At 41.4% G+C, this 23,859-nt stretch carries 25 protein-coding genes; 8 read left to right on the top strand and 17 right to left on the bottom strand.

From position 1 onward, the window contains the following. Positions 1 to 96: 96 nt before the first annotated feature. On the bottom strand, positions 97 to 276 hold the full coding sequence (locus tag NAF01_RS07140) for a YjzC family protein (RefSeq protein WP_048010977.1): 180 nt from the start codon (positions 274 to 276) through the stop codon (positions 97 to 99). A 171-nt stretch (positions 277 to 447) separates the two neighbouring features. Between NAF01_RS07140 and NAF01_RS07135 the strand changes: the two genes are divergently transcribed. After that, the gene (locus NAF01_RS07135) at positions 448 to 1,260 is read left to right on the top strand and encodes an undecaprenyl-diphosphate phosphatase (protein WP_404323683.1); all 813 of its coding nucleotides are present in this window, start codon (positions 448 to 450) and stop codon (positions 1,258 to 1,260) included. Positions 1,261 to 1,296: 36 nt separating this feature from the next. On the opposite strand, the gene argF is transcribed toward NAF01_RS07135, so the two are convergent. The 10 genes from argF to NAF01_RS07085 form a co-directional block, all read right to left on the bottom strand. Then, the gene (argF, locus tag NAF01_RS07130; protein ID WP_250802019.1) at positions 1,297 to 2,253 is read right to left on the bottom strand and encodes an ornithine carbamoyltransferase; all 957 of its coding nucleotides are present in this window, start codon (positions 2,251 to 2,253) and stop codon (positions 1,297 to 1,299) included. Further along, complete coding sequence (locus NAF01_RS07125; protein WP_250802018.1) at positions 2,250 to 5,375, bottom strand: carbamoyl-phosphate synthase (glutamine-hydrolyzing) large subunit; 3,126 nt, start codon at positions 5,373 to 5,375, stop codon at positions 2,250 to 2,252. The genes argF and NAF01_RS07125 overlap by 4 nt, the downstream gene beginning before the upstream one ends. Next, positions 5,368 to 6,447, bottom strand: coding sequence for a carbamoyl phosphate synthase small subunit (locus NAF01_RS07120; RefSeq protein ID WP_197214636.1), 1,080 nt, complete (start codon positions 6,445 to 6,447; stop codon positions 5,368 to 5,370). The genes NAF01_RS07125 and NAF01_RS07120 overlap by 8 nt, the downstream gene beginning before the upstream one ends. Before the next feature lie 77 nt (positions 6,448 to 6,524). Then, complete coding sequence (locus NAF01_RS07115) at positions 6,525 to 7,682, bottom strand: acetylornithine transaminase (protein WP_276570914.1); 1,158 nt, start codon at positions 7,680 to 7,682, stop codon at positions 6,525 to 6,527. Continuing rightward, positions 7,679 to 8,452 carry an acetylglutamate kinase gene (gene argB, locus NAF01_RS07110; protein ID WP_197245483.1) on the bottom strand — a complete coding sequence of 258 codons (774 nt, stop codon included), beginning with the start codon at positions 8,450 to 8,452 and terminating at the stop codon, positions 7,679 to 7,681. The genes NAF01_RS07115 and argB overlap by 4 nt, the downstream gene beginning before the upstream one ends. 12 nt (positions 8,453 to 8,464) lie before the next feature. Further along, positions 8,465 to 9,694, bottom strand: coding sequence for a bifunctional ornithine acetyltransferase/N-acetylglutamate synthase (gene argJ, locus NAF01_RS07105; protein WP_250802017.1), 1,230 nt, complete (start codon positions 9,692 to 9,694; stop codon positions 8,465 to 8,467). Positions 9,695 to 9,707: 13 nt separating this feature from the next. Next, a complete protein-coding gene (gene argC, locus NAF01_RS07100) occupies positions 9,708 to 10,739 on the bottom strand; it encodes an N-acetyl-gamma-glutamyl-phosphate reductase (protein ID WP_197214632.1) in 1,032 nt (343 codons plus the stop codon). Between the two features lie 186 nt (positions 10,740 to 10,925). After that, complete coding sequence (locus NAF01_RS07095; protein ID WP_053071384.1) at positions 10,926 to 11,645, bottom strand: YwiC-like family protein; 720 nt, start codon at positions 11,643 to 11,645, stop codon at positions 10,926 to 10,928. Between the two features lie 157 nt (positions 11,646 to 11,802). Further along, positions 11,803 to 12,339: a molybdopterin-guanine dinucleotide biosynthesis protein B gene (gene mobB / locus NAF01_RS07090; protein WP_163143765.1), complete on the bottom strand. Its 537-nt coding sequence runs from the start codon at positions 12,337 to 12,339 to the stop codon at positions 11,803 to 11,805. Next, positions 12,327 to 13,592 carry a molybdopterin molybdotransferase MoeA gene (locus tag NAF01_RS07085; protein ID WP_197214631.1) on the bottom strand — a complete coding sequence of 422 codons (1,266 nt, stop codon included), beginning with the start codon at positions 13,590 to 13,592 and terminating at the stop codon, positions 12,327 to 12,329. Before NAF01_RS07085 ends, mobB begins: the two co-directional genes overlap by 13 nt. A 514-nt stretch (positions 13,593 to 14,106) precedes the next feature. Here NAF01_RS07085 and ric point away from each other — a divergent pair. Continuing rightward, complete coding sequence (gene ric / locus NAF01_RS07080; RefSeq protein ID WP_048011916.1) at positions 14,107 to 14,799, top strand: iron-sulfur cluster repair di-iron protein; 693 nt, start codon at positions 14,107 to 14,109, stop codon at positions 14,797 to 14,799. A gap of 112 nt (positions 14,800 to 14,911) precedes the next feature. Here the strand turns inward: ric and moaA are convergent, their stop codons facing one another. Next, positions 14,912 to 15,928, bottom strand: a complete 1,017-nt coding sequence (moaA, locus tag NAF01_RS07075; protein ID WP_197207683.1) for a GTP 3',8-cyclase MoaA — start codon at positions 15,926 to 15,928, stop codon at positions 14,912 to 14,914. A 285-nt stretch (positions 15,929 to 16,213) separates the two neighbouring features. Here moaA and NAF01_RS07070 point away from each other — a divergent pair, with 285 nt between their 5' ends. After that, on the top strand, positions 16,214 to 16,915 hold the full coding sequence (locus NAF01_RS07070; RefSeq protein ID WP_197214628.1) for a Crp/Fnr family transcriptional regulator: 702 nt from the start codon (positions 16,214 to 16,216) through the stop codon (positions 16,913 to 16,915). A gap of 31 nt (positions 16,916 to 16,946) precedes the next feature. On the opposite strand, the gene NAF01_RS07065 is transcribed toward NAF01_RS07070, so the two are convergent. The 3 genes from NAF01_RS07065 to NAF01_RS07055 all read right to left on the bottom strand — a co-directional run bounded on the left by NAF01_RS07065 (position 16,947) and on the right by NAF01_RS07055 (position 19,392). Next, positions 16,947 to 18,074, bottom strand: coding sequence for a TIGR04053 family radical SAM/SPASM domain-containing protein (locus tag NAF01_RS07065; protein ID WP_163143761.1), 1,128 nt, complete (start codon positions 18,072 to 18,074; stop codon positions 16,947 to 16,949). Positions 18,075 to 18,244: 170 nt separating this feature from the next. Continuing rightward, positions 18,245 to 18,553, bottom strand: coding sequence for a metal-sulfur cluster assembly factor (locus tag NAF01_RS07060; RefSeq protein WP_048011912.1), 309 nt, complete (start codon positions 18,551 to 18,553; stop codon positions 18,245 to 18,247). Between the two features lie 71 nt (positions 18,554 to 18,624). Next, positions 18,625 to 19,392 carry an alpha/beta fold hydrolase gene (locus NAF01_RS07055; protein ID WP_250802016.1) on the bottom strand — a complete coding sequence of 256 codons (768 nt, stop codon included), beginning with the start codon at positions 19,390 to 19,392 and terminating at the stop codon, positions 18,625 to 18,627. Between the two features lie 279 nt (positions 19,393 to 19,671). Here NAF01_RS07055 and NAF01_RS07050 point away from each other — a divergent pair, with 279 nt between their 5' ends. The 3 genes from NAF01_RS07050 to NAF01_RS07040 all read left to right on the top strand — a co-directional run bounded on the left by NAF01_RS07050 (position 19,672) and on the right by NAF01_RS07040 (position 20,954). Further along, positions 19,672 to 20,490 (top strand): Cof-type HAD-IIB family hydrolase, encoded by an 819-nt coding sequence (locus tag NAF01_RS07050; protein WP_048011910.1) that lies wholly within the window; start codon positions 19,672 to 19,674, stop codon positions 20,488 to 20,490. Between the two features lie 123 nt (positions 20,491 to 20,613). After that, on the top strand, positions 20,614 to 20,766 hold the full coding sequence (locus NAF01_RS07045) for a hypothetical protein (protein ID WP_174750431.1): 153 nt from the start codon (positions 20,614 to 20,616) through the stop codon (positions 20,764 to 20,766). A 2-nt stretch (positions 20,767 to 20,768) separates the two neighbouring features. Beyond that, on the top strand, positions 20,769 to 20,954 hold the full coding sequence (locus NAF01_RS07040; protein ID WP_048011909.1) for a DUF3813 domain-containing protein: 186 nt from the start codon (positions 20,769 to 20,771) through the stop codon (positions 20,952 to 20,954). Positions 20,955 to 20,989: 35 nt separating this feature from the next. On the opposite strand, the gene NAF01_RS07035 is transcribed toward NAF01_RS07040, so the two are convergent. Together NAF01_RS07035 and NAF01_RS07030 are read right to left on the bottom strand one after the other, a co-directional pair. Continuing rightward, positions 20,990 to 21,739: a BsuPI-related putative proteinase inhibitor gene (locus tag NAF01_RS07035; protein ID WP_197214625.1), complete on the bottom strand. Its 750-nt coding sequence runs from the start codon at positions 21,737 to 21,739 to the stop codon at positions 20,990 to 20,992. A gap of 19 nt (positions 21,740 to 21,758) precedes the next feature. Beyond that, positions 21,759 to 22,589 carry a YitT family protein gene (locus NAF01_RS07030; protein WP_048011907.1) on the bottom strand — a complete coding sequence of 277 codons (831 nt, stop codon included), beginning with the start codon at positions 22,587 to 22,589 and terminating at the stop codon, positions 21,759 to 21,761. 125 nt (positions 22,590 to 22,714) lie between these two features. Here NAF01_RS07030 and NAF01_RS07025 point away from each other — a divergent pair, with 125 nt between their 5' ends. Beyond that, entirely contained in the window at positions 22,715 to 23,569 is an 855-nt protein-coding gene (locus tag NAF01_RS07025; RefSeq protein WP_250802015.1) for a DegV family protein, read from the top strand. A gap of 109 nt (positions 23,570 to 23,678) precedes the next feature. Further along, positions 23,679 to 23,810, top strand: a complete 132-nt coding sequence (locus NAF01_RS07020; RefSeq protein ID WP_009331260.1) for a DUF3941 domain-containing protein — start codon at positions 23,679 to 23,681, stop codon at positions 23,808 to 23,810. The last annotated feature ends 49 nt before the right edge of the window (positions 23,811 to 23,859 follow it).

The raw sequence follows: 23,859 nt of genomic DNA, 5'->3' as shown, positions 1-23,859 counted from the left end.
TTTCATATGTAAAGTTTTCAGCTTTTTCCATATTTAAAAAGCCATCCGCTATTGGGATGGCTCCATTTCCTATTTCCCCAATTTACATTTAATTAATCAGGGCTTTCTTTTATATGTCCAAATCCGGTTATGATTGGATGTTTCCGGAAATTGGTCTCCAGCTCTCATTTTAAGCATTTGCGGATTATTGACGTTGCTTCCCGTTTCGCCAATTTCTATATAAATTCCATTATTAGGCGCTTTCTGGCCAGGCTTAAATTGTCTGTTTTGCCCCATCCAAATACCTCCTTTAATCGTAAATCACTTATTATTATTTCCACTCTTGCATCTCTCATGAGGGAAACTATTGGCATTCCCCAAAAGCAATGAACAGGATATTACTTTACTCTGCCGTCCTTTTTATTGTTAAATGGGGAGGTGTGAGATTTCAATATGGAGGATTTAAATGTGACTGATTTTCTGGCATTGCTTAAATACTTGTTTTTAGGTTTGTTTCAGGGATTTACAGAGCCTATTCCCATTTCATCCAGCGGGCACCTGGAAATTGCGCAGCACTTTTTCGATCTGGACATTACAGGTCTTAGCTTTGCCCTTCTTGTAAATACAGCCTCTTTATTAGCAGTTCTGCTTATATACAAAGAGGATATTATAAGACTGATTCGAAATGGACTTGCATACGTTACAACCAAGGATAAACAGGCTGAATCAGACTTCCGGTTTATCATTTACTTGATTATCGGTACCATCCCTGCCGGTGTTATTGGCATTTTGTTTGAGGATTTTATTGATGATCATCTTGCCAATATTAAGACAGTAGGGATTACTCTTATCGTAACTGGACTTGCCCTGTGGCTGATCCGGAATTTACGAGGACGGAAAAATGATGCTGAATTATCTTATAAGGACGCAATCATTGTAGGTCTTGCACAGGCAGTTGCCCTGATACCGGGAATCAGCCGTTCAGGTGCTACCATTGTCGCCGCTATGGGACTTGGGATGAAACAGGAAACAGCCTTAAGGTTTTCTTTCCTTTTATATATCCCCGTAAGTGCAGGCGGAATGATATTGGGTTTCAACGACATTTTAACAGATCCCAATTTATCTGAATTGGCTTTGCCCTATACTATAGCCTTTTTTGCCTCACTGATTGCATCTTACTTTTCCCTGAAATGGTTCATGAATATTATGGCTAAAGGGAACCTGAAGTATTTTGCGATTTATTGTTTTATTGTTGGGCCGCTTGTTTATTTCCTATCTTAATGGAAAAGCCTTCTCTGCGATGAGAAGGCTTTTCCATTATAATATCTCTGAAAGAATGGCTTTTTGAACATGAAGTCTGTTCCCAGCCTGCTGAAACACAGCGGAATTGTTTCCATCAATGATCTCTGCTGTAACTTCCTCACCGCGATGGGCAGGCAGACAATGCAAAAAGACGTAATCATTTTTGGCTTTTTGGACAAGATATTGATTAACCTGATATTCAGCAAAGTCTTTGAGCCTCTTGTCATTCTCTGCTTCCTGGCCCATGCTCGTCCAGACATCCGTATAGATGGCATCGGCATTAGCAGCGGCTTCTTCAGGATCCGATGTGACGATTACCTTTGAACCGGTTTGTTCGGCAAACTCTTGTGATTGCTGGAGAACAGATTGATCCGGTTCATATCCTGCAGGACAGGCAATCGTGATATTTACCCCCATCTTGGCAGAAGCAATCATTAATGAATGGGCCACATTATTGCCATCGCCTATATATGCCAGGTTTTGGCCTTTTAACTCCCCATTTTTCTCTTCGATTGTTAGAAGATCTGCAAGAGCCTGGCATGGATGATAAAGATCTGTCAGGCCGTTAATAACCGGGATGTCCGCATGATAAGCAAGTTCCTGGATCTTCTCATGGGAGAACGTGCGGATCATAATCGCATCAACATACTGGGAAAGCACTTTAGCTGTATCCGCAATGCTTTCTCCTCTTCCGAGCTGCAGGTCCTGGCTGTTTAGATATAAGGCATGGCCCCCAAGCTGAAGCATCCCTGCTTCAAAGGAAACCCTTGTACGCGTAGATGACTTTTCAAAAATCATGCCAAGAATTTTCCCATTTAGGAAAGATGTTTCTGCCCCCTGCAGATAAGCTTCCTTTAATTGCTTTGCTTTTTCCAAAAGCCCCTTTATTTCGTCTCCTGAAAAGTCTGCAAGTGTTAGAAAGTCCTTCCCTTTAATATTTAAGCTCTTATCCGCTGCCTGAATTGAAATCATATGACGCCCACTTCCTTTTCTGCCTCATTATTTTTTATACCCTGCCAATCTTCAATGGATTTAACATCCAATTCGCCTGCCGTCATTGAATTTAATAATGCAATAAGCGTTTCCTTTTCACTGAAAGTCAAAATTCGGTTTTTGGTTCCCTTTTCTCTCATTTTTTTATCTTCTTCACTCATTCCGGGATTATATAAAGCAAAGGTTTCCTGGGCATTCCAGTCCATATTGTCTTGAGACAGGAAAACAGGCACAGCTTTAGCCTGATTAATATAATGTGTTAATTCGTCTGTTTTTGGAGAATTTGCTATTACCACACAATTGCCCTTAACACCGTTTAAACCAGCGTGGAAAGACTTTCTGACAGCTTCCTCATAGTTGGGCGCCAGTGAAATGCCCTCACCTGTTGATTTCATTTCAGGACCTACTTTACTGTCCAATCCCTTTAAAGCATAATTCGAGAAGACCGGGAATTTTACACATACAAACGGGAATATCGAATCAGCTGGAATTTCATCTTTCGACAAATTATATTTCCCAAGCAATATTTTTGTCGCAATCTCTACCAGCTGCACACCTGTGACCTTGCTGATAATAGGCACCGTTCTGCTTGCACGGGGGTTAATTTCAAGAATATATACCTCTTCACCATTCACGATATATTGAATATTCATAAGTCCTTTATAATTGAGCTTTTGCACAATCGCTTTTGCATAGGCCAGCATTTTATTCTGGACTTTCTCTGAGAGATTTTGCGGCGGGAGAACGGACATGCTGTCCCCTGAGTGCACTCCGGTTTTTTCAATATGCTCCATAATTGCCGGTGCACAGATATAATTTCCGTCTGCTGCCAGATCAAGTTCCGCTTCTAAAGCATGCACGAATTGATCAATTAAAATTGGATAAGGGACATCACCTTTCGTTAAATAACTCTCCAGCTCAGCTGATGAAGAAATACGCTCCATTCCTCTGCCGCCTATAACATAGGATGGGCGTACAAGAATGGGGTATCCAATGTTTTCAGCTGCTTCTTTTAGCTCTGCTTCTGAGTGGACAACATCTCCTTTTATCCTCGGGATATTTAAATCATCCAATAGCTGATAAAAAAGCTTCCGGTCCTCTAATGCATCAATTGTATTTGAGTCAGTTCCTAGCAGGGTAACGCCATAAGCTTCAAGATCGGATGCCAGATTCAGAGCTGTCTGCCCGCCAAGCTGCACAATGACTTCTGAAACTCCTTCTGCTTCAATCACATTCAGGATATCCTCAAGGATTAACGGTTCAAAATAAAGCCTGTCAGCGGTTGTATAATCCGTACTTACCGTTTCAGGGTTGTTATTGATCATGATCGTCTCAACGCCTTCATCTTTCAGTGCAAACACTCCCTGAACAGAGCAATAGTCAAATTCAATGCCCTGGCCAATCCTGATGGGGCCGCTTCCGATAATCAGGACTTTCCTCTTATCACTCTTCACCTGTTCATTTTCACCAAAATAACTGGAGTAATAATAATTAGATTGTGCTTCAAATTCAGCTGCGCATGTGTCAACCATTTTATAGGCCGGAAGAATGCCAGCCTCTTTCCGTTTGTCCCTGACTGCTTTCTCTGTTACATTCCATTCGAATGCAAGAAATTTATCACTGAATCCCTTTTCCTTAAAAAGCTGCAGATCTTCTTTTGTTGCACCATCAAGTGTTAAGGAAGAAATGTGTTTTTCCAGTTCCACCATTTCACTGAGTATGTGGAGATAGAAATAATCAATTTTTGTGATAGAGTGTAATGCTTCTAATGAGTGATTTCTCCGCAGCAATTCAATCACGGTAAAAAATCTTTCGTCAGTCTGCATTAATAGCAGTTCCTCCAGTTCATCTGCTGATTTAGCAGATAAGACTGGTGATATTAAATCCATTCCCTTCACTTCAAGTGAATGGATTGCTTTTAAAAGAGCCCGTTCCAGATTCCGGTCAATACCCATTACCTCTCCGGTGGCTTTCATTTGTGTTCCGAGCTTGCGGTCTGCTGAAGGAAATTTATCAAAAGGCCATTTTGGAAATTTAACAATGACATAATCCAGAGCTGGTTCAAAGCTTGCAAATGTGTCTCCTGTTACAGGGTTGATAATCTCTGATAAGTTATACCCGACTGCAAGTTTTGCAGCCATTCTGGCAATTGGATAGCCTGTTGCTTTGGAAGCAAGGGCAGATGACCTGCTGACTCTCGGATTTACTTCAATCAAGTAATAATTCCTGCTATGCGGATCCAGGGCGAATTGAATGTTGCACCCGCCAATAATGCCAAGCTCTGAAATGATCTTAATTGATGCTGATCTCAGCATCTGATACTCATCATCTGTTAAGGTTTGTGAAGGTGCGACAACAATTGAGTCACCGGTATGAACCCCCACAGGATCAATATTTTCCATATTGCAAATCGTGATGCACGTATTCTGGGAATCCCGCATGACCTCGTATTCTACTTCCTTAAATCCTGCTATGCTTTTTTCAACCAGGCATTGGCTGATCGCACTCTCTTTTAAGCCGCCCTGCACCAAAGTCGTCAGTTCATCGAAATCTCCTGCTATGCCTCCGCCTGTTCCGCCAAGAGTATAAGCTGGACGGACGATAATAGGAAATCCAATTTCGCGGGCAAATTGGATGGCTTCTTCCACTTCATGGACAATGATGCTTTCAGGAACAGGTTCGTTAAGCTCATGCATCAGCTTACGAAAAGCTTCCCGGTCTTCACCTTTCTTTATGGATTCAATACTGCTTCCCAAAAGCTTCACTCCATAACGTTCAAGCACACCTGATTCACTAAGTTGAAAAGCAAGATTCAACCCTGTCTGGCCTCCAAGTGTGGCAAGCAGGCCATCGGGACATTCTTTTTTTATAATTTTCTCAAGGCTGTCAGCTGTCATCGGCTCGAAATAGACTTTGTCTGCAAAAGCTTTGTCAGACATGATGGTGGCCGGATTGTTATTCACAAGGATAACCTTATATCCTTCTTCCTTTAATGCTGCGCAGGCCTGTGTTCCTGCATAATCAAATTCTGCTGCCTGCCCGATGACAATCGGGCCTGAGCCAATTACTAATATGGATTGGATGCTGGTGTCTTTAGGCATAAGCGAAAACTCTCCTATTCTCCTCTTGAATCATGTTCATAAACTCATCAAAAATATAATCACCATCCGCCGGCCCCGGATGGGCTTCCGGATGGAATTGCACCGTATGAATTGGCAGGACCTTATGCATCAGTCCCTCAATTGACTGGTCATGAAGGTTTACATAGCGGGTTTTAAACCCTGTATCTTTTAAGCTTTCTTCATCAACCACATAGCTATGATTTTGTGATGACATAAAGACTGTGCCCTTTTTCATGTCCGCAATCGGGTGGTTGGCACCCCTATGGCCAAAGGACAGTTTCTTTGTATTGCCTCCAAATGCTAATGCTGCCAGCTGATGGCCAAGGCAAATTCCCAATGATGGATACAGCTCAAGCACCTTTTTTATTTCCGGGAGTATGCTTTTTAATTCTTTTGGATCTCCAGGCCCGTTTGAAAGCACCACACCGTCTGGATTTAGTTTTTTTATCTGTTCAAAGTTTGTATTATATGGAACAGATGTAACCTTGCACGCTCTTTTCAGCAAAGAATCCACAATTGATTTTTTAGCGCCAAAATCCATGACAACTATATGAACGTTGCCCTCTCCAAAGCACTCCATAGCTTGTGAAGATACTTTACAAACTTTTTCATCCTTTGGAAGCAGCAAGCCGTCAGCTGACGTTTCCGAAGAAGACATTTTTGCCGGCATGCTGCCTTCTGAACGGATTTTCTTTACAATGGATCGGGTGTCCATATGCCCTAATAAGGGAATATTCCATTTCTGAAGGTATTCCTGAAGCGAATAAGCCGATTTGTAATGCGAAGGATTTCGGCTTCCTTCATATACAATAACCCCGGCCACATGAGGTTTCTTGCTCTCAAAATCAGACTCATTTATTCCGTAATTTCCGATTAAAGGATACGTAAATACAATGATTTGGTCCTTATAAGAAGGATCTGTCAATACTTCCTGGTAGCCTGTCATTCCTGTAAAAAAAACGATTTCCCCTTCTATTTCCTTTTCAGGCTGATCCGTCAGCCATTGGCCCTTATAGGAATGGCCGCTATTTAAGTGAAGGTATCCTTCCATTATCAACACCTCGAAGCAATCTGTATATTTATATAACTTTGTTAATTTTTATTCATTTATTTGAAAAATAATACAGCTTACACAGCTGATTTTGAAAATTCCTTTATTATGGATTGAAGAATTTGTACCGCTTCATCTATTTCAGATCTGGATGCTGTCAAAGGAGGCAGCAGCCTCAAAACATTTTCCCCTGCAGGCAATGCCAGCAAGCCCTTGTCTCTTAATTTCTTTAACAAAGATGGAAGGGGGATATCTGATTCAATACCGACCATCAAACCAAGATAGCGAATCTCCTTAACAGCTGAAATCTGTTCAAGCGATTCTGCCAATTTTTCAGCAAGATACTCACTCATTTCCTGAACGTCCTGCAAAAAATCATCATTAAATATTGTCTTCATTGTAGCAATAGCTGCAGCAATGCTGATCGGGTTCCCGCCAAATGTTGATCCATGGCTTCCCGGTCCAAACACCCCTTCTAATGTTTTTCTTCCAATTACAGCGCCAATTGGCATTCCGCTCCCCAGGCCTTTAGCTGCGGTTACGATATCGGGAGCAAGGTCAAAATGCTGAAATCCAAAGGCTTTCCCCGTCCTGCCAATGCCGGTCTGAATTTCATCTACTATCAGCAGCGCACCGTATTCTTTGCAAAGCTTCTCTGTTTCTGCAAGAAACTCCTGATTCCCAATGTGAATCCCGCCTTCACCCTGGACAATTTCCAGCATTACAGCGGCTGTTTCCAAATCCATCTCATCCTTTAATGCATTAATATCATTAAAAGGAACATATTTAAACTTTTCCAGCATGGAACCATAGCCACTTTTTATTTTATCCTGGCCTGTTGCAGCCATAGTGGCGAAGGTCCTCCCGTGGAAGGATTGCTGAAAAGTAATGATTTTTTCCCGTCCGGAGGCTTTTCTGGCAAGTTTGATCGCTGCTTCATTTGCTTCTGCTCCACTGTTGGCAAAGAATACAAGGTCCATGCCCGCGGCTTCAGAGAGAGCTTTTGCTGCATTCTCCTGCTGATCCTGTATGAACAAATTGGAAACATGCCAGAATTTATTCAGCTGTTCGTTAATAGATTTTTGGACAGCTGCTGGACGGTGACCCAGATTGCAGACTCCGATTCCTGAGGTGAAATCCAAATAGCGCTTTCCGCTTTTATCAAAAAGATAACTTCCTTCTGCTTTTTCCGGCTCGACTTCCCACCGGGCATATGTTGGAAATAGGTTACTCAAGTTAAGACCTCCTTCTTGGCAGATACGTTCGTCCCGATCCATATGCCATCCTCATAAAACTTTTCTTTACCTGATACAATCATTACGCTATTTAGTCCTTTGCTGATTAGGCTCAAGGCAGAGGTAACTTTTGGAATCATTCCGCCAGTAATTTTTTTATCGTTTATATGCTGTTCAATTTCATCCGCGTCAAGCCGGGGAGCGAGGTTGCCGTCAATGAGAATTCCTTTTACATCCGTTACAAAGATGCAATGTTCAGCTTTAAGGGCATTGGCAACAGCTGCCGCAGCATAGTCGGCATTGATATTCAGTTTCGTGCCTCCTTCTGAAGCTGCAATAGGAGTAATGACAGGGACCAGGTCTTCGTTAAATAACATTTCCAGTACTGACTGATTAACAGACGTTATTTCTCCAACCAGTCCAAGCTCATCCTGATTGATGCATTCTGCCTTTAGTAATCCTGCATCACTGCCATTTACACCAAAACTTCTCAATCCATGCAGTTCGATCATTGAGGTAAGTTTGCGGTTTGATTGTCCTGCCAAGACCATCTCTGCTACCTCCAGAACTGCCGGAGTCGTCTTTCTTAGCCCATTGACAAATTCATGAGGAATACTATAAAGTTCCAGCATGCTGTTAATTGCCGGGCCGCCTCCATGAACAAAAACAATCTGGTATCCTTCATTCTTTAACACTAAAAGACTATCAAAAAAGTCATCTCCCAGTTCTTCCATAACACTGCCGCCGCATTTAATGACTATACTTTTCAAATAGCTTCCCCCTCACGTGCGATAGCTTGCATTGATTTTGACATAATCATAGGATAAGTCACATCCCCAGGCCTTCCCTATGCCAGCTCCCTGATGAAGATTCACAGTAATCTGAATGGCAGAATTGGATAAGTACTCTTTTGCTTCTTCTTCTGAAAATGCCAAAGGAACACTATCTTTCAGCATGACTATAGGTCCGATTGCAATATCAACCAAAGACGGATCAATAGCCGGCTGGCCCTGACCGATTGCCCCGATAATTCTGCCCCAATTGGCATCTGCTCCATATATAGCAGTCTTTACAAGGTTCGAGCCGACAATCTGTTTAGCGATCACTCTTGCATCGTCATCGGTTTTCGTCCCCGATACCTCCACCTCGATCAGCTTTGTTGCTCCCTCACCATCTTTTGCGATTTGTTTGGCAAGACTTTCACATGTTTTGGAAAGCATCTGTATAAATACATCCCAATCTGGATGATCCGGCGAAAGTTTATTGGTACCGCTGGCTCCATTGGCCATGACCATTACCATATCATTTGTTGAGGTATCCCCATCAACGGTTATCTGATTGAACGTTCGATCGATAACCTGTTTTAAAGCAATTTGCAAATCAGAGCTGGCTATATTCGCATCCGTTGTGATAAACGCAAGCATGGTTGCCATATTGGGATGAATCATTCCTGAACCCTTAGCAGACCCGCCCATCGTGACTGTTTTTCCATCTATAAGTGCAGAATAGCAGCATTTCTTCATCACTAAATCTGTTGTTAATATGGCTGTCTGAAAATCGTCTGAGTGTAATGCCTCATTGCCGGGCTTCAGCATCTTAATACCCTCTTCTATCTTATCCATCTGCATATACTCGCCAATGACACCGGTAGAGGCAACCGCCACATGCTGTTCCTTTATATTGAATTTATCTGCTGCTGATTTTCTCATTTGATAAGCATCTATTAGCCCCTGTTCCCCAGTACATGCATTGGCACATGCACTATTTACAATGACTGCCTGTATGAGCCCATCTGCTGCAATGCTTTCCTGTGTCACTTTTAGAGGAGCCGCCTGAAAATGGCTGGTTGTATAAACTGCTGCACAATTTGCAGGAGTCTCACTTAAAATAATCCCTAAGTCCTTTTTGGAATAGCGCAGTCCGGCATGAACACCAGCTGCTGTGAAGCCTTTTGGTGTGATGATGCTTCCGGCGGGCAGTTCAGTTACTTCAGCTTGAGATACTAATTGCATTTATCTTTCCTCCTTATGGATAGAGCGGAACAAATCCGAGACCCGCTGCTTCATCACATCCGCTTATTATATTGGCATTTTGCACAGCCTGACCGGCAGCGCCTTTCATTAAGTTATCAATCACTGAAACGATTGTCAGCCTGCCCGTTCTGGAGTCCATATGGATACCTATGTCGCAAAAATTAGAGCCTGCAACCTCTTTTACAGAAGGGAAAGTATTTTCCGGACGAATCCGGACAAATGGCTGGTTTTCATAGACTGATTGATAAAGTTCAAGAATTTGAGAAGAAGTGTATTCCTTGGTCAGCTGTACATAACTGGTTGTCATAATGCCCCGTGTTATCGGAAGAAGATGGGTCGTGAAGGTGATAGGCTTCATTTCGGAATTCCACTTCATCAGCTGCTGTTCGATTTCCGGTGTATGCTGATGCTGGTTTACCTTATAAACCCGCAGGTTTTCATTTGCTTCAGCATAGCTGGTTGTTCTCGAAAGCGCCCTTCCTGCCCCGGACACTCCGGATTTTGCATCGATGACAACACTATCTGGTCTTATTAAATTTTCATTTACAACAGGTGCAAGACTTAGCAAAGCAGCTGTTGGATAGCACCCAGGATTAGATATGATTTCTGCGGATGCTATTTCTCTGCGGTGCCATTCCGGAAGACCATATACTGCTTTTTCTACGAGTGATTCGTTTGCAGGAGCGTGTTTATACCACTTCTGATAGGCTTGAGCCGGAATTCGAAGATCACCGGATAGGTCAATTACCTTAACGTCTTTACCTGAAAAATCTTCAGCAAGTTTTCCCGAAATCCCGGATGGTGTAGCCAGAAAAACAATATCAGACTGGGCAGCTATTTGATCTGAATCTATTCCCTGTAAATTTTCGTCTAATATTCCATATAGATGCGGATATTCAGTCCAAATGGGGATGTTATCTTTGGTAGAATGAATCGATTTAATGTTAAATTCCGGATGCTGCTTGAGGATACGGAGCAATTCAGCACCCCCATATCCGGTTGTTCCGATTATTGAAACGTTCATAATTGCTCCTTTCACACTTTATTGTATATTTAATCATTTATATACATATTTATGAATTAATGTTTCTCTTATTATAGAAACTGGTTTGAAAAATTGCAACCTATTTTACTGAAGTTTTAAAGATTTCTAATATTAATTATCCGATTTCTTGATAAATTGAAAAAACCGGCCTGTGCAGGCCGGTTCTCAAGTGTGTATGGCAAATAATAGCATAAAGAAGAATATTGAAGCATTAGCAATTTCATAAACACCAATTTTTTTAGGTGTAAATGACTTCCCATAAAATACAATCGACCTGAAAAGGCTGGGAAGAAACGCAGCAGATACAAGCCATCCGCCCGCCAGCAGCCAAAGTATCGGTACCGCAGTATGAAAGATCCATGAAACCCATTTAAAGGAACTATTTTTCTTTTCCCTGATCATTGATTTTACATAGAAAGTGCTTCCTGTAAAAAATAAAACAGATGCCGCAAACACAGTCCAGGCCATTGGTGAAATTTCCCCCTGCGGCAAGAAGCTGCTCGCAAGACCTGCTATTGAAAATGCACAAATAGCACTAAAGTCATTGCCCAATGCTCTATCTCTGTTTTTGGAAGAATAGAGCGCATTAATAATAAAAAAAGGAACCATAAGAAGTCCGAAAATGATAATCGATGGCCTTTCCAGTAAAGGAACTAATAGGAGTAAAATAGCCGGGACCAGATAAATGGCTGTCCATTTAGAGTATAAAGCCATTCTTTTTCTTTTAAATAGCAGAAGTCCTGGATAAGTGGCCAGATATAGTAATATCCATCCTAAAAAAAACGGGATATGAGACCAAATAATATCAGATGCAGCTGCTCCGAGCCAAAATGGCAGAATCAGCATTGCCCAGGCACCATGCTGTTTTGGCATAAATAACTTCATCTATAATACCTCCCCGCTGCTTTCTGCCTATAATATATAATCTTCTGGGTAAATAGAAAGTGAAGATTATCACTGATACACGCAACGCCACAAAACGTTCAATTTTGAGGATATTAAAAACAGCCCAAAATAGAATTGGGCTGTTCTGCTTTTATCTTTATTTCATTCTTTCGCTCACTAAATACTCAACAATCCAATCAGGACCTTTGGGATCACCAATGCTGAAAAACGGCGCTTCAAAATTTGCATCGTTTGGTTTTATAACGTTATCATCCCAGCTGATCACTGTACAGATATTTGTCAATTCCTTCATAAGGTGCATATCTTCATCACTTCTTAGCAAGAGAGCCTTAGAAAAAGATGCCTTTTTATGACCTTCAATAAGCACGACGTCCGGCTGCAGCTGCAGCACAATCCTTACCTGCTCCTCCAGGCTCCAGCTTTTCTTCTCGGCATGCATAAGCAGTCTGCCTCCCCCTTCTACAAGAGAAGCGGCAGCCCCTGATTTAATATGGCTTGTAGAATCCTTTCCTTCCGGGGTTTCAGGTTTGCCGCCATGACCATGATGTTTAATGGTAATGGCAGAAAGCCCCTTCTCTTTTAATCCTGAAATTAATTTATTTATCAACGTTGTTTTTCCGCTGTTTTGATAGCCGGCTACCTGAAAGATAACAGGTTCCTTTACCATGGCCATTCGCTTCCTTCATGGTCCTCAAGCAATAGCACTTCAACGGTGTCCCCCTTGCCATAGCCTCTTGTTCCGCCTGGCAGAATCATTAGCGCATTCGCACCGGCAAGACTCATCACAATGTTTGATTTATCCACTCCGCTTGGTGCTGCCACCAGTCGTCCTGACAAATAATTAACAGATGTCCTGACAAATCGTGTAAACGGGTTTGCTTTTGGAAATTCTGCCACTAGTTCAGCAGTTTCTTTCCTTAAATGCGGTTTCTCAGAGAACAGCATTTTTCGGATGACTGGTCTTGTAAAAAGTTCAAACCCGACATAGCAGGCAGAAGGATTTCCCGAAAGTCCAAACAGAAGCTTTCCTTCATGCTGGGCAACAGTCGTCACACTGCCTGGCCTCATGGCAACTTTATTGAAAAGCACCTCAGCCTCAAGCTTTTCATAAATGCCCGGCAGATAATCAAAATCGCCCACAGATACACCGCCTGTAGTGATCAGCATATCCACATTGTTCAATGCTTCTTTCACAGCATTAAAACATGTATCAAATTCGTCAGGAAGCTTTCCATAATAAATAACTTCCGCGCCGGCCCGTTCAATTTGCGCTGTAATCATATGAGCATTGCTGTTTCTGATTTTCCCCGGCTCCAGCGGTTCATGGACTTCCAATAGTTCAGTTCCTGTTGCAAATAATCCAATAACAGGCTTTTTGGCAACAGGCACTTCTGCATAACCAAAGGTTGCGAGAATGGCCTGAATTCCGGGATTGATCTTTGTCCCCTTTTTAACTAAAGAATCTCCTTTTTTTGCATCTTCTCCTTTGAAAGAAACATTGTCTCCCGGTTTATAGGATCGCTTTATGGACATAAAATTCTTACCGTCTTCTTCATATGCTTTTGCCAGTTCAAGCATTACAACTGCATCACATTCCTGAGGCATTTGCGCACCGGTCATGATCCTCACAGCCTGGAATGGACCAATGTTTTTAGAAGTCACATGCCCCGCCCCAATGTGGTCTACCACCTCAAATACGACGGAATTTTCCATTGAAGCTTCCTTTGTATCTGCAGAACGGACAGCAAAACCATCATATGGTGATCGATCAAAATGAGGGACATCATTTGTCGCTTTTAAATCTTCTGCCAGAAAACGGCCATTGCTTTCATTAATGGATACGTATTCTGCACTTCCGGTTAATTGATATGCCATGATTTTTTCAACTGCTTCAGCAACAGGAATGGGAGTTCTTTTTTCCAGCATGATATCAGCTCCTATGTACTTTTCTTAATGTCTTCTCTAATTCAATTATTATAAACGTACATGAAAATCCATAACATGACAATCGTCACACTTTCTGTTTTCATCTGTGCAGGGTTTACCCAAAGGCTGTTTTCGTAAGGTTTGTTGCTTTTTGTATATTATTTACTGAGTTGATTGCAGCGGAAGGTGCGAGATCCTCGAAAATGCATTCGCATTTTCTTCGTGCGGTGTTTACTCAAGGGAGCTTATTCAATGTCCTGCGGGAGTAGCTGGACAGGTGAGACCCCGCAGACGCGGAGCGTTGAGGAGGCTCACCGCCCGCCCCGCGGTTCGCTGAGCAGCCTGGAGCGGTAATCAACGGAAAACATTGATAGGCGAAGAATAACAATTTATGCGAAAAGAGCCTACCCAAAAAACTTTATAAAAAGCCTGCAAGTGTGATGCCCATCACCAAATCAAAAAGGGAATTCGTATATTCTTTAGATAGTTCACAAGATAGAAGGAGGAAAATACAATGACTATACAAATTACAGAAGATCGTCTCGTAAAAGATATCGTAAATGAATTTCCAAAGACAAGTGATGTTTTTAAACGTCATCGCATTGATTTTTGCTGCGGCGGAAATATTCCGCTGGCGCGTGCTGTTTCAGAACAGTCAGCAGATATGAACGTCCTGATTAACGAATTAAACGAAGTAATTCAAAAGGAAAACCAAACTGATAATTTAGAGGTTTGGACAGATAGTACATCAGAAGATATTATTGAACATGTCATTAATCGATATCATCGTCCTCTTGAAGAAGAACTATCGCAATTAAGCCCATATGTAACAAAGGTGTCAAGAGTACATGGAGAAAGCCATGAGGAGCTTCTTAGAGTCCATCAATTATTCTATGAATTGAAGCACGAGCTTCTTGAACATACTTCCAAAGAGGAAGAGTCAGTTTTTCCACTTCTGCTGAAGCTTGAAGATCCTAAAGTTGAAAATCGCGAAGAAATCATCAGCTATATCCGGGAGCTTGAGAAGGAGCATGATCATGCAGGTTCCATCTTAAAGGAATTGAGGGAAATTACAGCTGATTTTACTCCTCCAGCTGATGCATGCGGTTCTTACCGTCTTGTATATAAGCGGCTTGAAGATTTAGAAAGCCAAACGTTCATGCATGTTCATCTGGAAAATAATATTCTTTTTCCTCGATATATATAAACACTCATTATCTGCAGCCAATATCGGCTGCAGATTTTTTGTGCATTCAAACGGCAAAAATAAAAGCCTGCCCGCTATGTCCATTTTTCATGACACAGCAAAACATGCTTTTTCATCCCCCAATATAGGACATTTCAATCTTTTTCCTGTTTGCAGCGGTTTCTTCTGTCCGTTCGTCTGAGTACCTGTCTTTTCTGCCATTCCAAATCTTAATAATCCGATCGGTAATTTCTTCGTCAGTAGCGCCTTTTCTCATAAATTCCTTTAAATCGTGCCCTTCACCATTAAATAGGCATGTGAAAATTTGGCCATTTGCTGACAATCTTGAACGAGTGCAGCTTGAACAGAAGGATTCAGAAACAGATGTAATAAACCCAACATCCACATCGGTGCCTTTATAGCGGTACCGCTTGGCCACCTCTCCGAAATAATCCGGATCTACCGGCTCTAATAAATAGTGTTCCTTTAAGATCTCATAAATCTCTTTTTTAGTTACAACCTCATCCATTTTCCAGCCGTTTGTGCTGCCGACATCCATGTATTCAATAAAACGGAGCTGTAAGCCGTTATCTTTACAAAACTTAGCCATCGGGACAATTTCAGAATCATTCAGGCCTTTTTTGACGACCATATTAATCTTAACGCCAAGTCCTGCTTCTTTTGCTGCTTCAATCCCTTTAATAACTGGTTTGACACCCACATTGCGTCCGTTGATTTGTCCGAAAAGCTCATCATCCAGACTGTCAAGACTGATGTTAACCCTCAACAGTCCTGCTTCCTTTAAGTCCTTTGCATGTTTGGGAAGCAATACACCGTTGGTGGTTAGTCCAATATCTTTTAATCCCTCAATGTCTGAAAGCATTTTAACAAGTTTAGGCATGTCCTTTCTCATAAGGGGCTCCCCGCCTGTTAACCTGATCTTCTCCACTCCAAGGCTTACGAAGATTTTAGCCAGCCGTTCAATTTCTTCATAGCTGAGCAGCTCGCTTTTTGGAAGAAAAGCAAAATCAGGACCGAAGATTTCTGCCGGCATGCAATATTGGCAGCGGAAATTACAGCGGTCAATGACAGAAATGCGCAGGTCTCTTAAAGGTCTATTCAATTTATCTTTAATAATTGTTTTAGCCATTCCGTTCAACTCCATTTAAAGAGTGACTTTATTAAGCTTTCTATACAGAGGTATATTTTAGCCTTTCCCTTAAAATAACAGAAATAACCCAGTATCTCAAATTAAGGGCTTTTACTATTAGAACATACAATCGCTGCAATGTTAATAGGGAATTGCTGTTTATTAGTTAAGACTGACCATTTCTATAGAAAATGCCACAATAAAGACACAAAAGCCGGCAATGTTTTCACTATACAAATGATATTATTGTGAGAAAAGACAGTTGTTATATGAAGGAGGATTCCCATGGCTCATACAGCCATTAAACAGACACATTCCATTGAGATTAAAGAGCTTCTTCATTTCGCTGACCGGCATATGAAAACACAGAAAGGGGCTTATATTTTTCAGGAAGGCATGGATGCTGATGAGCTATATATCATCCTTTCCGGCAAGATTCAAATCAGCAAGATAACAGCGGACGGCAGGGAACTCACCTTCAGGCTATGCGGGGAAAATGAAATCATTGGTGAGCTGACCTTATTTACCAGCGATCCTAAATATTTATTGAATGCTTTAGTTCTTGAAGCTGGTGAGGTAGCTGTAATAAAAAAAGATGTCCTGGAAAAGGAGATTTTTAAAAATAGTACTCTGGCCTATGAATTTATGAAATGGATGAGCGACCATTTCCGCAATACACAGACCAAATTCAGAGATCTCGTGCTCAATGGAAAAAAAGGTGCCCTGTATTCAACTCTTATCAGAATGACTAACAGCTATGGAATAAAAGTAAATGACGGCATACTCATTGATCTGCCACTTACGAATCAGGAACTTGGAAATTTCTGCGGCACCTCCAGAGAGAGCACCAACCGGATACTGGGCGAACTGAAGAAGGACGGCATTATTTCAATAATAAATGGAAAAATTACAGTTAAAGATCTAGAGTATTTAAAAAATGAAATAGGCTGTGAAAATTGCCCTGCCGTATACTGCAGCATTGAATAGGAGTGCAGTCATGATGCACTCCTTTACTCCTTTATGCTTTTGCTGCTTTCGTTCTAAGTGCCTTAGGAATATATACACAAAACGGCTCGCTTTCCATATAATCCCCTGTCATGGCAAATGCACGTGATCTCGATCCTCCGCAAACATAACGGAATTCGCATTGGCCGCATTTCCCTTTATATTTATCAGGATTTCTGAGATCTTTAAAGATGGGTGATTCCCTGTATATTTCAGCGAGCGGCTGTTCCCTTACATTTCCTGCTTTAACAGGCAAAAGCCCGCTTGGATAAACGTCCCCAACGTGTGAAATGAAAACAAACCCGTTTCCGTCATTTACTCCTTTAGGCGCCCTGCCTAAACCATCTATAGAACCCGTCAGCCCTTGCTGTGTAAGTGCATCGAGATATTGAATATCCTCATTTTGATCTTTTGCTTCCTTCATTTTTTGCTGAATGACAACTCGGCGATAATGCTGGGCTGCTGTTGTCTTAATATCGAAGGAAACCTTTTTGCTTAAGTTATACAGCCATGTAAAAACCTTCTCATGCTCAACCGGTGAGATCATATCCTTTTCCTGCCCTCTCCCTGTTGGGACGAGGAAGAACACACTCCAAAGAACACATTTGAGTTCTTCTACAACCTGTGCCATTTCCTCAAGGTAATCGATATTATAACGTGAGATCACTGTATTAATCTGGACTGGAATTTCAAGCTCGTGCAGATATTTAATCCTTTCAATCGTTAAATCGTAGGAACCGGAAGTCCCTCTAAAGTGGTCGTGTATTTCTGCATTTGGCCCATCAAGGCTGAACGCCCATCGAGCTAAGCCGACCTGTTTGGCTTTTTCAATAGCTTCTTTCGTTACATTTGGTGTCGCACTGGGCGTCATGGAAACACGAACGCCCTTTTTCACCGCATATTCGGCAATGTCGAATACATCCTGCCTCATTAATGGATCTCCACCCGTAAACACAAGCATAGGATTATTCATTTCCCTGATTTGGTCAATCAGGGCCATCCCTTCTTCAAAGGAAAGTTCTCTCGGATCTCTCCTATATTGTGCCTCCGCACGGCAGTGCAGACATTTTAGCTGGCATGCCCTTGTTAATTCCCATATCACAATAAAAGGGTCTTTATTAAAATCTCTATCAAATCCCATTAGAAATGCCTCCTTAATGGCCTTACTCCCGGCCATTTGTCAACGCAAAGCAAACTATATTTTGTCTTTCCATTGTTATTATAGGATAATCGGCATGTGAAATAAGTGAACTACCTCACAAGGGCACAAAAAAACAGCAGGAAATACTCCTGCTGTTTTGAGCTTAAATTTTATCGTACGCCAAGTGCAATTTTTGCATAGCGGGACATTTTGTCCTTGGACCAAGGCGGGTTCCAGACAATATTCACTTCAGTGTCTTTTACTTCAGGGATATCTGCCAGCGCTGACTTTACTTGTTCAACAATTGTGCCTGCCAAAGGACAGCCCATGGAAGTAAGAGTCATATCAACTATAGCTTTCCCTTCCTCTTCCATTTTCACATCATATACCAAGCCTAAATTTACAATGTCAATGCCCAGCTCAGGGTCTACTACAAGCTCCAGTGCACCCATAATGCTGTCTTTTAAATCCTGATCCATATCTGCAGCACTCCTTCATTATTTACTATCTTTATCTTAACAAAAATTTAAATGAATTGAAAAAATACAGGTTATAAATGTTCCTCGAACCATTTAACTGTTTCAAGCAGTCCCTCCCTGCTGACTTTATGCCCCGCTTGTTCATCTGATATAAACAGGAGGGTTTCAGGTGAGTCACTATACAGGGACTGGATGGTCTCATAAAATTGGTATGTATAGGAATAAGGAACAACCGGGTCCTTCTTGCCATGCCAGAACATGAGCGGCCTTCCGCCAAGCTTTTCTGGCTGAAGGCTCAGATCACGCTCCCTAAGGATTCTCAGAAGATCTGCAAGTTCTTCATTTGTGAGCGGAACCTTAATATTATTTTTCTTAAGTTCATCAAGCTGAAGCTGAGCAAACTTTTCATAATATGGCATACCCATAAGGCTAACTGCAGTTTTGACCCATTCATACTGTGTCAGGGCGCCCAAAGTGACTATTCCCCCCATAGAGGTGCCCACAAGCCCTATTCTTCCCTGGTCAATCAGGTCCCTATCCTCATAGACATTCCTGATTATGTTCAATTCTGCAATGGTATTCAGAACAATATCCCAAAGCTTGAAGTTTAAATCGCTGCCTGATAAGCCCTCGGATCTTTCCCCATGAAATAAGGTGTCCGGCAGCACTACCCTAAACCCCTTTTCTGCAAGCAGATAGGCATAATGCAGATTATGTTCTTTGGCACTCGTAAACCCATGAACAAAAATGATAAAAGGCAGGGGTTCCCCTTTTATTTCCTGTCTGGCAAGTTCAAGAACAGGAATTTCTCTGATAAGCTTACGTTCAATAACAACCACATTTTTTCCTCCTAAACCTGTTGTACCAAGATGAATTTTTTTACAAAATTATTATAATATTGATAACATATATGTATAAAATGATTTTGTAAAAGCTTAAGCTCTTGTCTTATGTAAATTCTTTCTATATTTTCAGTTTAACATGTGGACTTTTCTTTTCCAAAACCTTTACACTTAAAAGAAAAGCGGGGCATACTTCAATATAAGCAATGCGCTGCAGTCCGCTGGCTGCAATTACATTATTATTATAAAAGTGCTGAGCGCTTAGAAGGAGATCTTATGGCAGAAAAACATTTAATTGCATTGGACCTTGATGGCACTTTATTAAAAGATGACAAAACCATCTCGGCTAAAACTAAAATGATTATTCAAAAGGCACGTGAACAAGGGCATGAAGTAATGATTGCCACTGGAAGGCCATTTCGCTCGAGTGAAATATACTATCGTGAAATGGGTTTGACTACGCCGATTGTCAATTTCAATGGTGCATACATACATCATCCTAAAGACCATAATTGGGGTGTTTACCACACACCACTGCAAATGAACGTGGCAAAGGAAATTGTCGAAGCCGTTAATAGCTATACTATTCATAATATCGTGGCAGAAGTTATTGATGATGTTTATTTGCACTACCATGATGAGAAGCTTCTCGACATCTTCGGTTTTGGCGATCCGAATATTACGACCGGAGATTTGCGCAGTTACTTAAAAGATAATCCGACAAGCATGCTGATACATACTGATGAGGAACATGTAAAATCCATCAGAAATCATCTTTCCGAGGTCCATGCCGAAGTAATTGACCACCGCAGATGGGCGGCTCCCTGGCATGTCATTGAAATCGTGAAAACGGGACTGAATAAAGCTGTTGGCCTCAAAAAAGCAGCTGATTATTTCCAAATACCGCCCGAGCGGATCATTGCTTTTGGCGATGAGGACAATGATCTCGAAATGCTTGAATTTGCAGGCTACGGGATTGCCATGGGCAATGCGATCGACCAGGTGAAAAATATTGCCAAAGAGGTCACATTAACCAATGAGGAAGATGGAATCGGCATTTATCTAAATGACTTATTAAATCTTAAAGCTCTTTAAGCAGCTGACCAAAAGGAATTAAATTGAAACCATTAAATCCCCTTTTTAAATCCTTCCTTTAGAGCATACTAAAGATGAAGCAGCCCAATTGCGGCTTCAAACTCTTTCATGGAGGGGATTCGAATGGGTAAACGTAATAAATCAAAACGCTTCGTTCAACAGGGTGCTGATACTGTTAGTAAGCATGATGAGCGTATCCCGTACCACATGACCTATGCTGAGGCGGAAGCCCAAAAACTAGCTAATGTGAAAGAATCATCCCTCGGAGGAATATAGCGATGGGTAACAGATTATTTCAGGAAGCCAGAAAATATGTGGAAATAGCCAAAAATTCTGCAGGCGAAGAAACTGTTTCCCGGGCGAAAAATGCTTTAAGTTCTGCATTTGCCAACTCCACAGCGGCTGAACAGGCTCAGCTCCGGGAGATGCAGCAGGAACTTGAACAATATTCGCAGTATCGCTAAAAAGAGCTGGCGGCCTCAATGGCTGCCAGCTCTTTTTAATTGCTTTCCAGTATAACAGGATAAGAATTCATAATATCTCCGTCTTCATCTTTTTCATATAAATGCAAAACCACTGTTCCGTTTTCAGGTATGTTTTCAGAAGGAAGGCTTATCTTTATCCTAAAGCTCTTCCAATCATTTGATGAAGCCAATATGGTCTTTTCAGACTGCAGCTCATTATGGCCGTCTTCAACTGTATACCATAGCTTTCCGCTTTTTGGCCGAGCTTTAAATAATATGATATATTCGCCGTTCCTGCCTGTAACCTTTGCCTGGCTAATGGAAGGATTTTGGCCAGGGATATAAACAGATGCTTCAGATTCAGGTTTTGTCTCCAACTTTTTGCCATTTAAGTTTGATGCCAGAAGCCTGGCTTTTACTATGTACTCTCCCTCCTTAACTCTATTCCCTTTATACCTGTAATCCCACTGCTCTTCCCATACCTTGCTTTCATCCGGTTTGACGGCAATGGTTTGAATAGCTTGTAAAAATGCTTTTCCTTCTGAGGAAGAATATACCTTTTCGCCTTCTTGACTGAAAATCTCCACTTCATAAAACTGAGAGGATCCAAACTCAAAGCTCAGCGGATAATTGGCCTTATTCCTCAGAAGCAAATCGATCTTTAGTGTTTCCTGTCCTGCTTGAGGCATTACATTAAAATCAAAAGGCATTTCCTTTATAGAAGCTTCAAAACTTTGCATAGGCATAGTGAGGATAATTACAGCAGCAGCCAAAAGCCGAAGCATCCTTCATCCCTCCATTCATTTAATCCCTGCGGAAGAAACCATATACACCAGTGGTTTGAACAATATTTGTAAAAGCATTCGGATCCACTTCTTTTATGATCCTTTCAAGGTCAAATAACTCATATCGGGTGATGACAATCATCATCATTTCCTTATTTTCATTTGTAAAAGCTCCCTTTGCAGGGAAAGTTGTTATTCCCCTGACAAGATGGTCATGGATCGCTTTTTTCATTTCTTCGGATTTTTTCGTGATAATCAGAGCTGTAAGTTTTTCATGTCTGGTATGGATGGCATCAATAACCCTTGTAGAAGCATAAAGGGTTACAAGGGTGTATAGTGCTTTTTCCCAGCCATACAAAAAACCGGCTGTTATAATAATAATGGCATTAAGAGTGAAAAAATATGTACCGACAGGTTTGTCTTTCATCCTGGACAAGACCATCGCAATGATATCCATTCCTCCTGTGGAAGCCCCCCATTTAAGTGTAATCCCTACACCTACAGCTGCTATGACACCTCCAAAAACGGCATTAAGCAGAATATCCCTGGATACATGGATTACAGGTATCACTTCCAGGAAGAAAGACATCAGGAAGACGCTTAGAAAACTATAAATCGTAAACGAACGGCCAACCTTTTTCCAGGCCAATATGGTAACAGGAATGTTTAGAATGAACAGCAATATCCCTGTTGATCCGAAATCACCCAAAATACTTGATAAGAGCTGTGCCACCCCTGTAAAACCGCTTGCATATACATTAGCGGGTATCAGAAAAAAATTCATCGCGATAGCATTCAATACCGCGCCAATCAAAACAATAAATACCTTCTTAGTTTCTAGCCAAACCATTTTTTACCCCCTGAATTTTTATAGTTTCTTTACCCCAATAAGGTGCATTTTCAACACAATTCATTGTTTTTTCTCCTTGATTTCTATAAACTTAATTCATATAGTTTGAAAGCAGGTGAAAGATAATGTCAGTAAAAATTCTAGCTGACAGTGCGTGTGACTTGCCGCTTAGCTTTTATAAAGAACATGGCGTCACACTTTTCCCGTTACAGGTCCAACTGAATGATGGAGAATATGAAGATTTAGTCACCATAGAACCTAAGGATGTTTATAGAGCTATACGGGAAGGCCAAATGCCTAAAACATCTCAGGTATCCCCTCTTCTTTTTGAAGAGACGTTCAATAAAATGGCAGAAAACAATGAAAACGGCATTTATATTGCTTTTTCCTCCGAACTTTCGGGTACATACCAGACCGCTGTCATGATCCTGGAGCAAGTAAAAGAGAAATATCCCGATTTCCAATTAAGCATCATCGATTCCAAGGCTGCTTCATTGGGATATGGATTAATTGTGAAGGCTGCTGCTGCTGCAGCGCAATCAGGCGCATCCAAGGAAGACCTCCAGAAAGTAATCGAATTTCGCTGCCGAAACCTCGAGAGCTTATTTACGGTAAATGATCTTGAATACCTCGCAAAAGGCGGCCGCGTTTCGAAAGCCTCGGCTTTTTTGGGCGGACTTTTGAATATTAAACCTCTTTTAACAGTAGAAGATGGCAAACTTGTGCCGATTGAGAAACTGCGCGGCAAGAAAAAGCTGCTTCGCCGCATTATTGAGCTGATGAAAGAAAATAGGACTTCCTTTGAGATGCAGACTGTCGGCATCAGCCATGCTGATGATGAAGACACAGCTCTTGAAATGAAAAAGCTGATACTGGACGAGCTTAATGCCAAAGAAGTCTATATTACTTCCATTGGCTCAGCAATCGGGGCTCATACAGGCCCAGGTTCTATAGCGATATTCTACTTTAAGCAAATTTAAACCATAAGTGCAGGATACATACTCCATTTCATTCTGACAGACAATATGACTGTACTTCAGTTATATTCCTGAAGGCTAAACCCATCAGTATGAAAGGAGTATTTTTATTATGCCGCATACTTCCGATAATGATAAGAAAGCGAAAGACAATAATGCGCTTCTCCACGAAAAAAATATGATGCGCGAGAAAAACCGCAAAGCCGGGAAAAACCAATATTCGAAAAAGACAGATCATCTTTAATAATAAAACGGGCAAGCATTGGCTTGTCCGTTTTATTATTTTTTGCAGT

The sequence above is a fragment of the Cytobacillus firmus genome (assembly GCF_023657595.1).
Classification (GTDB): Bacteria; Bacillota; Bacilli; order Bacillales; family Cytobacillaceae; genus Cytobacillus; species Cytobacillus firmus_B.
Note: the sequence above shows the minus strand (reverse complement) of the source record. Positions and strands in the feature narration are given on the sequence as shown.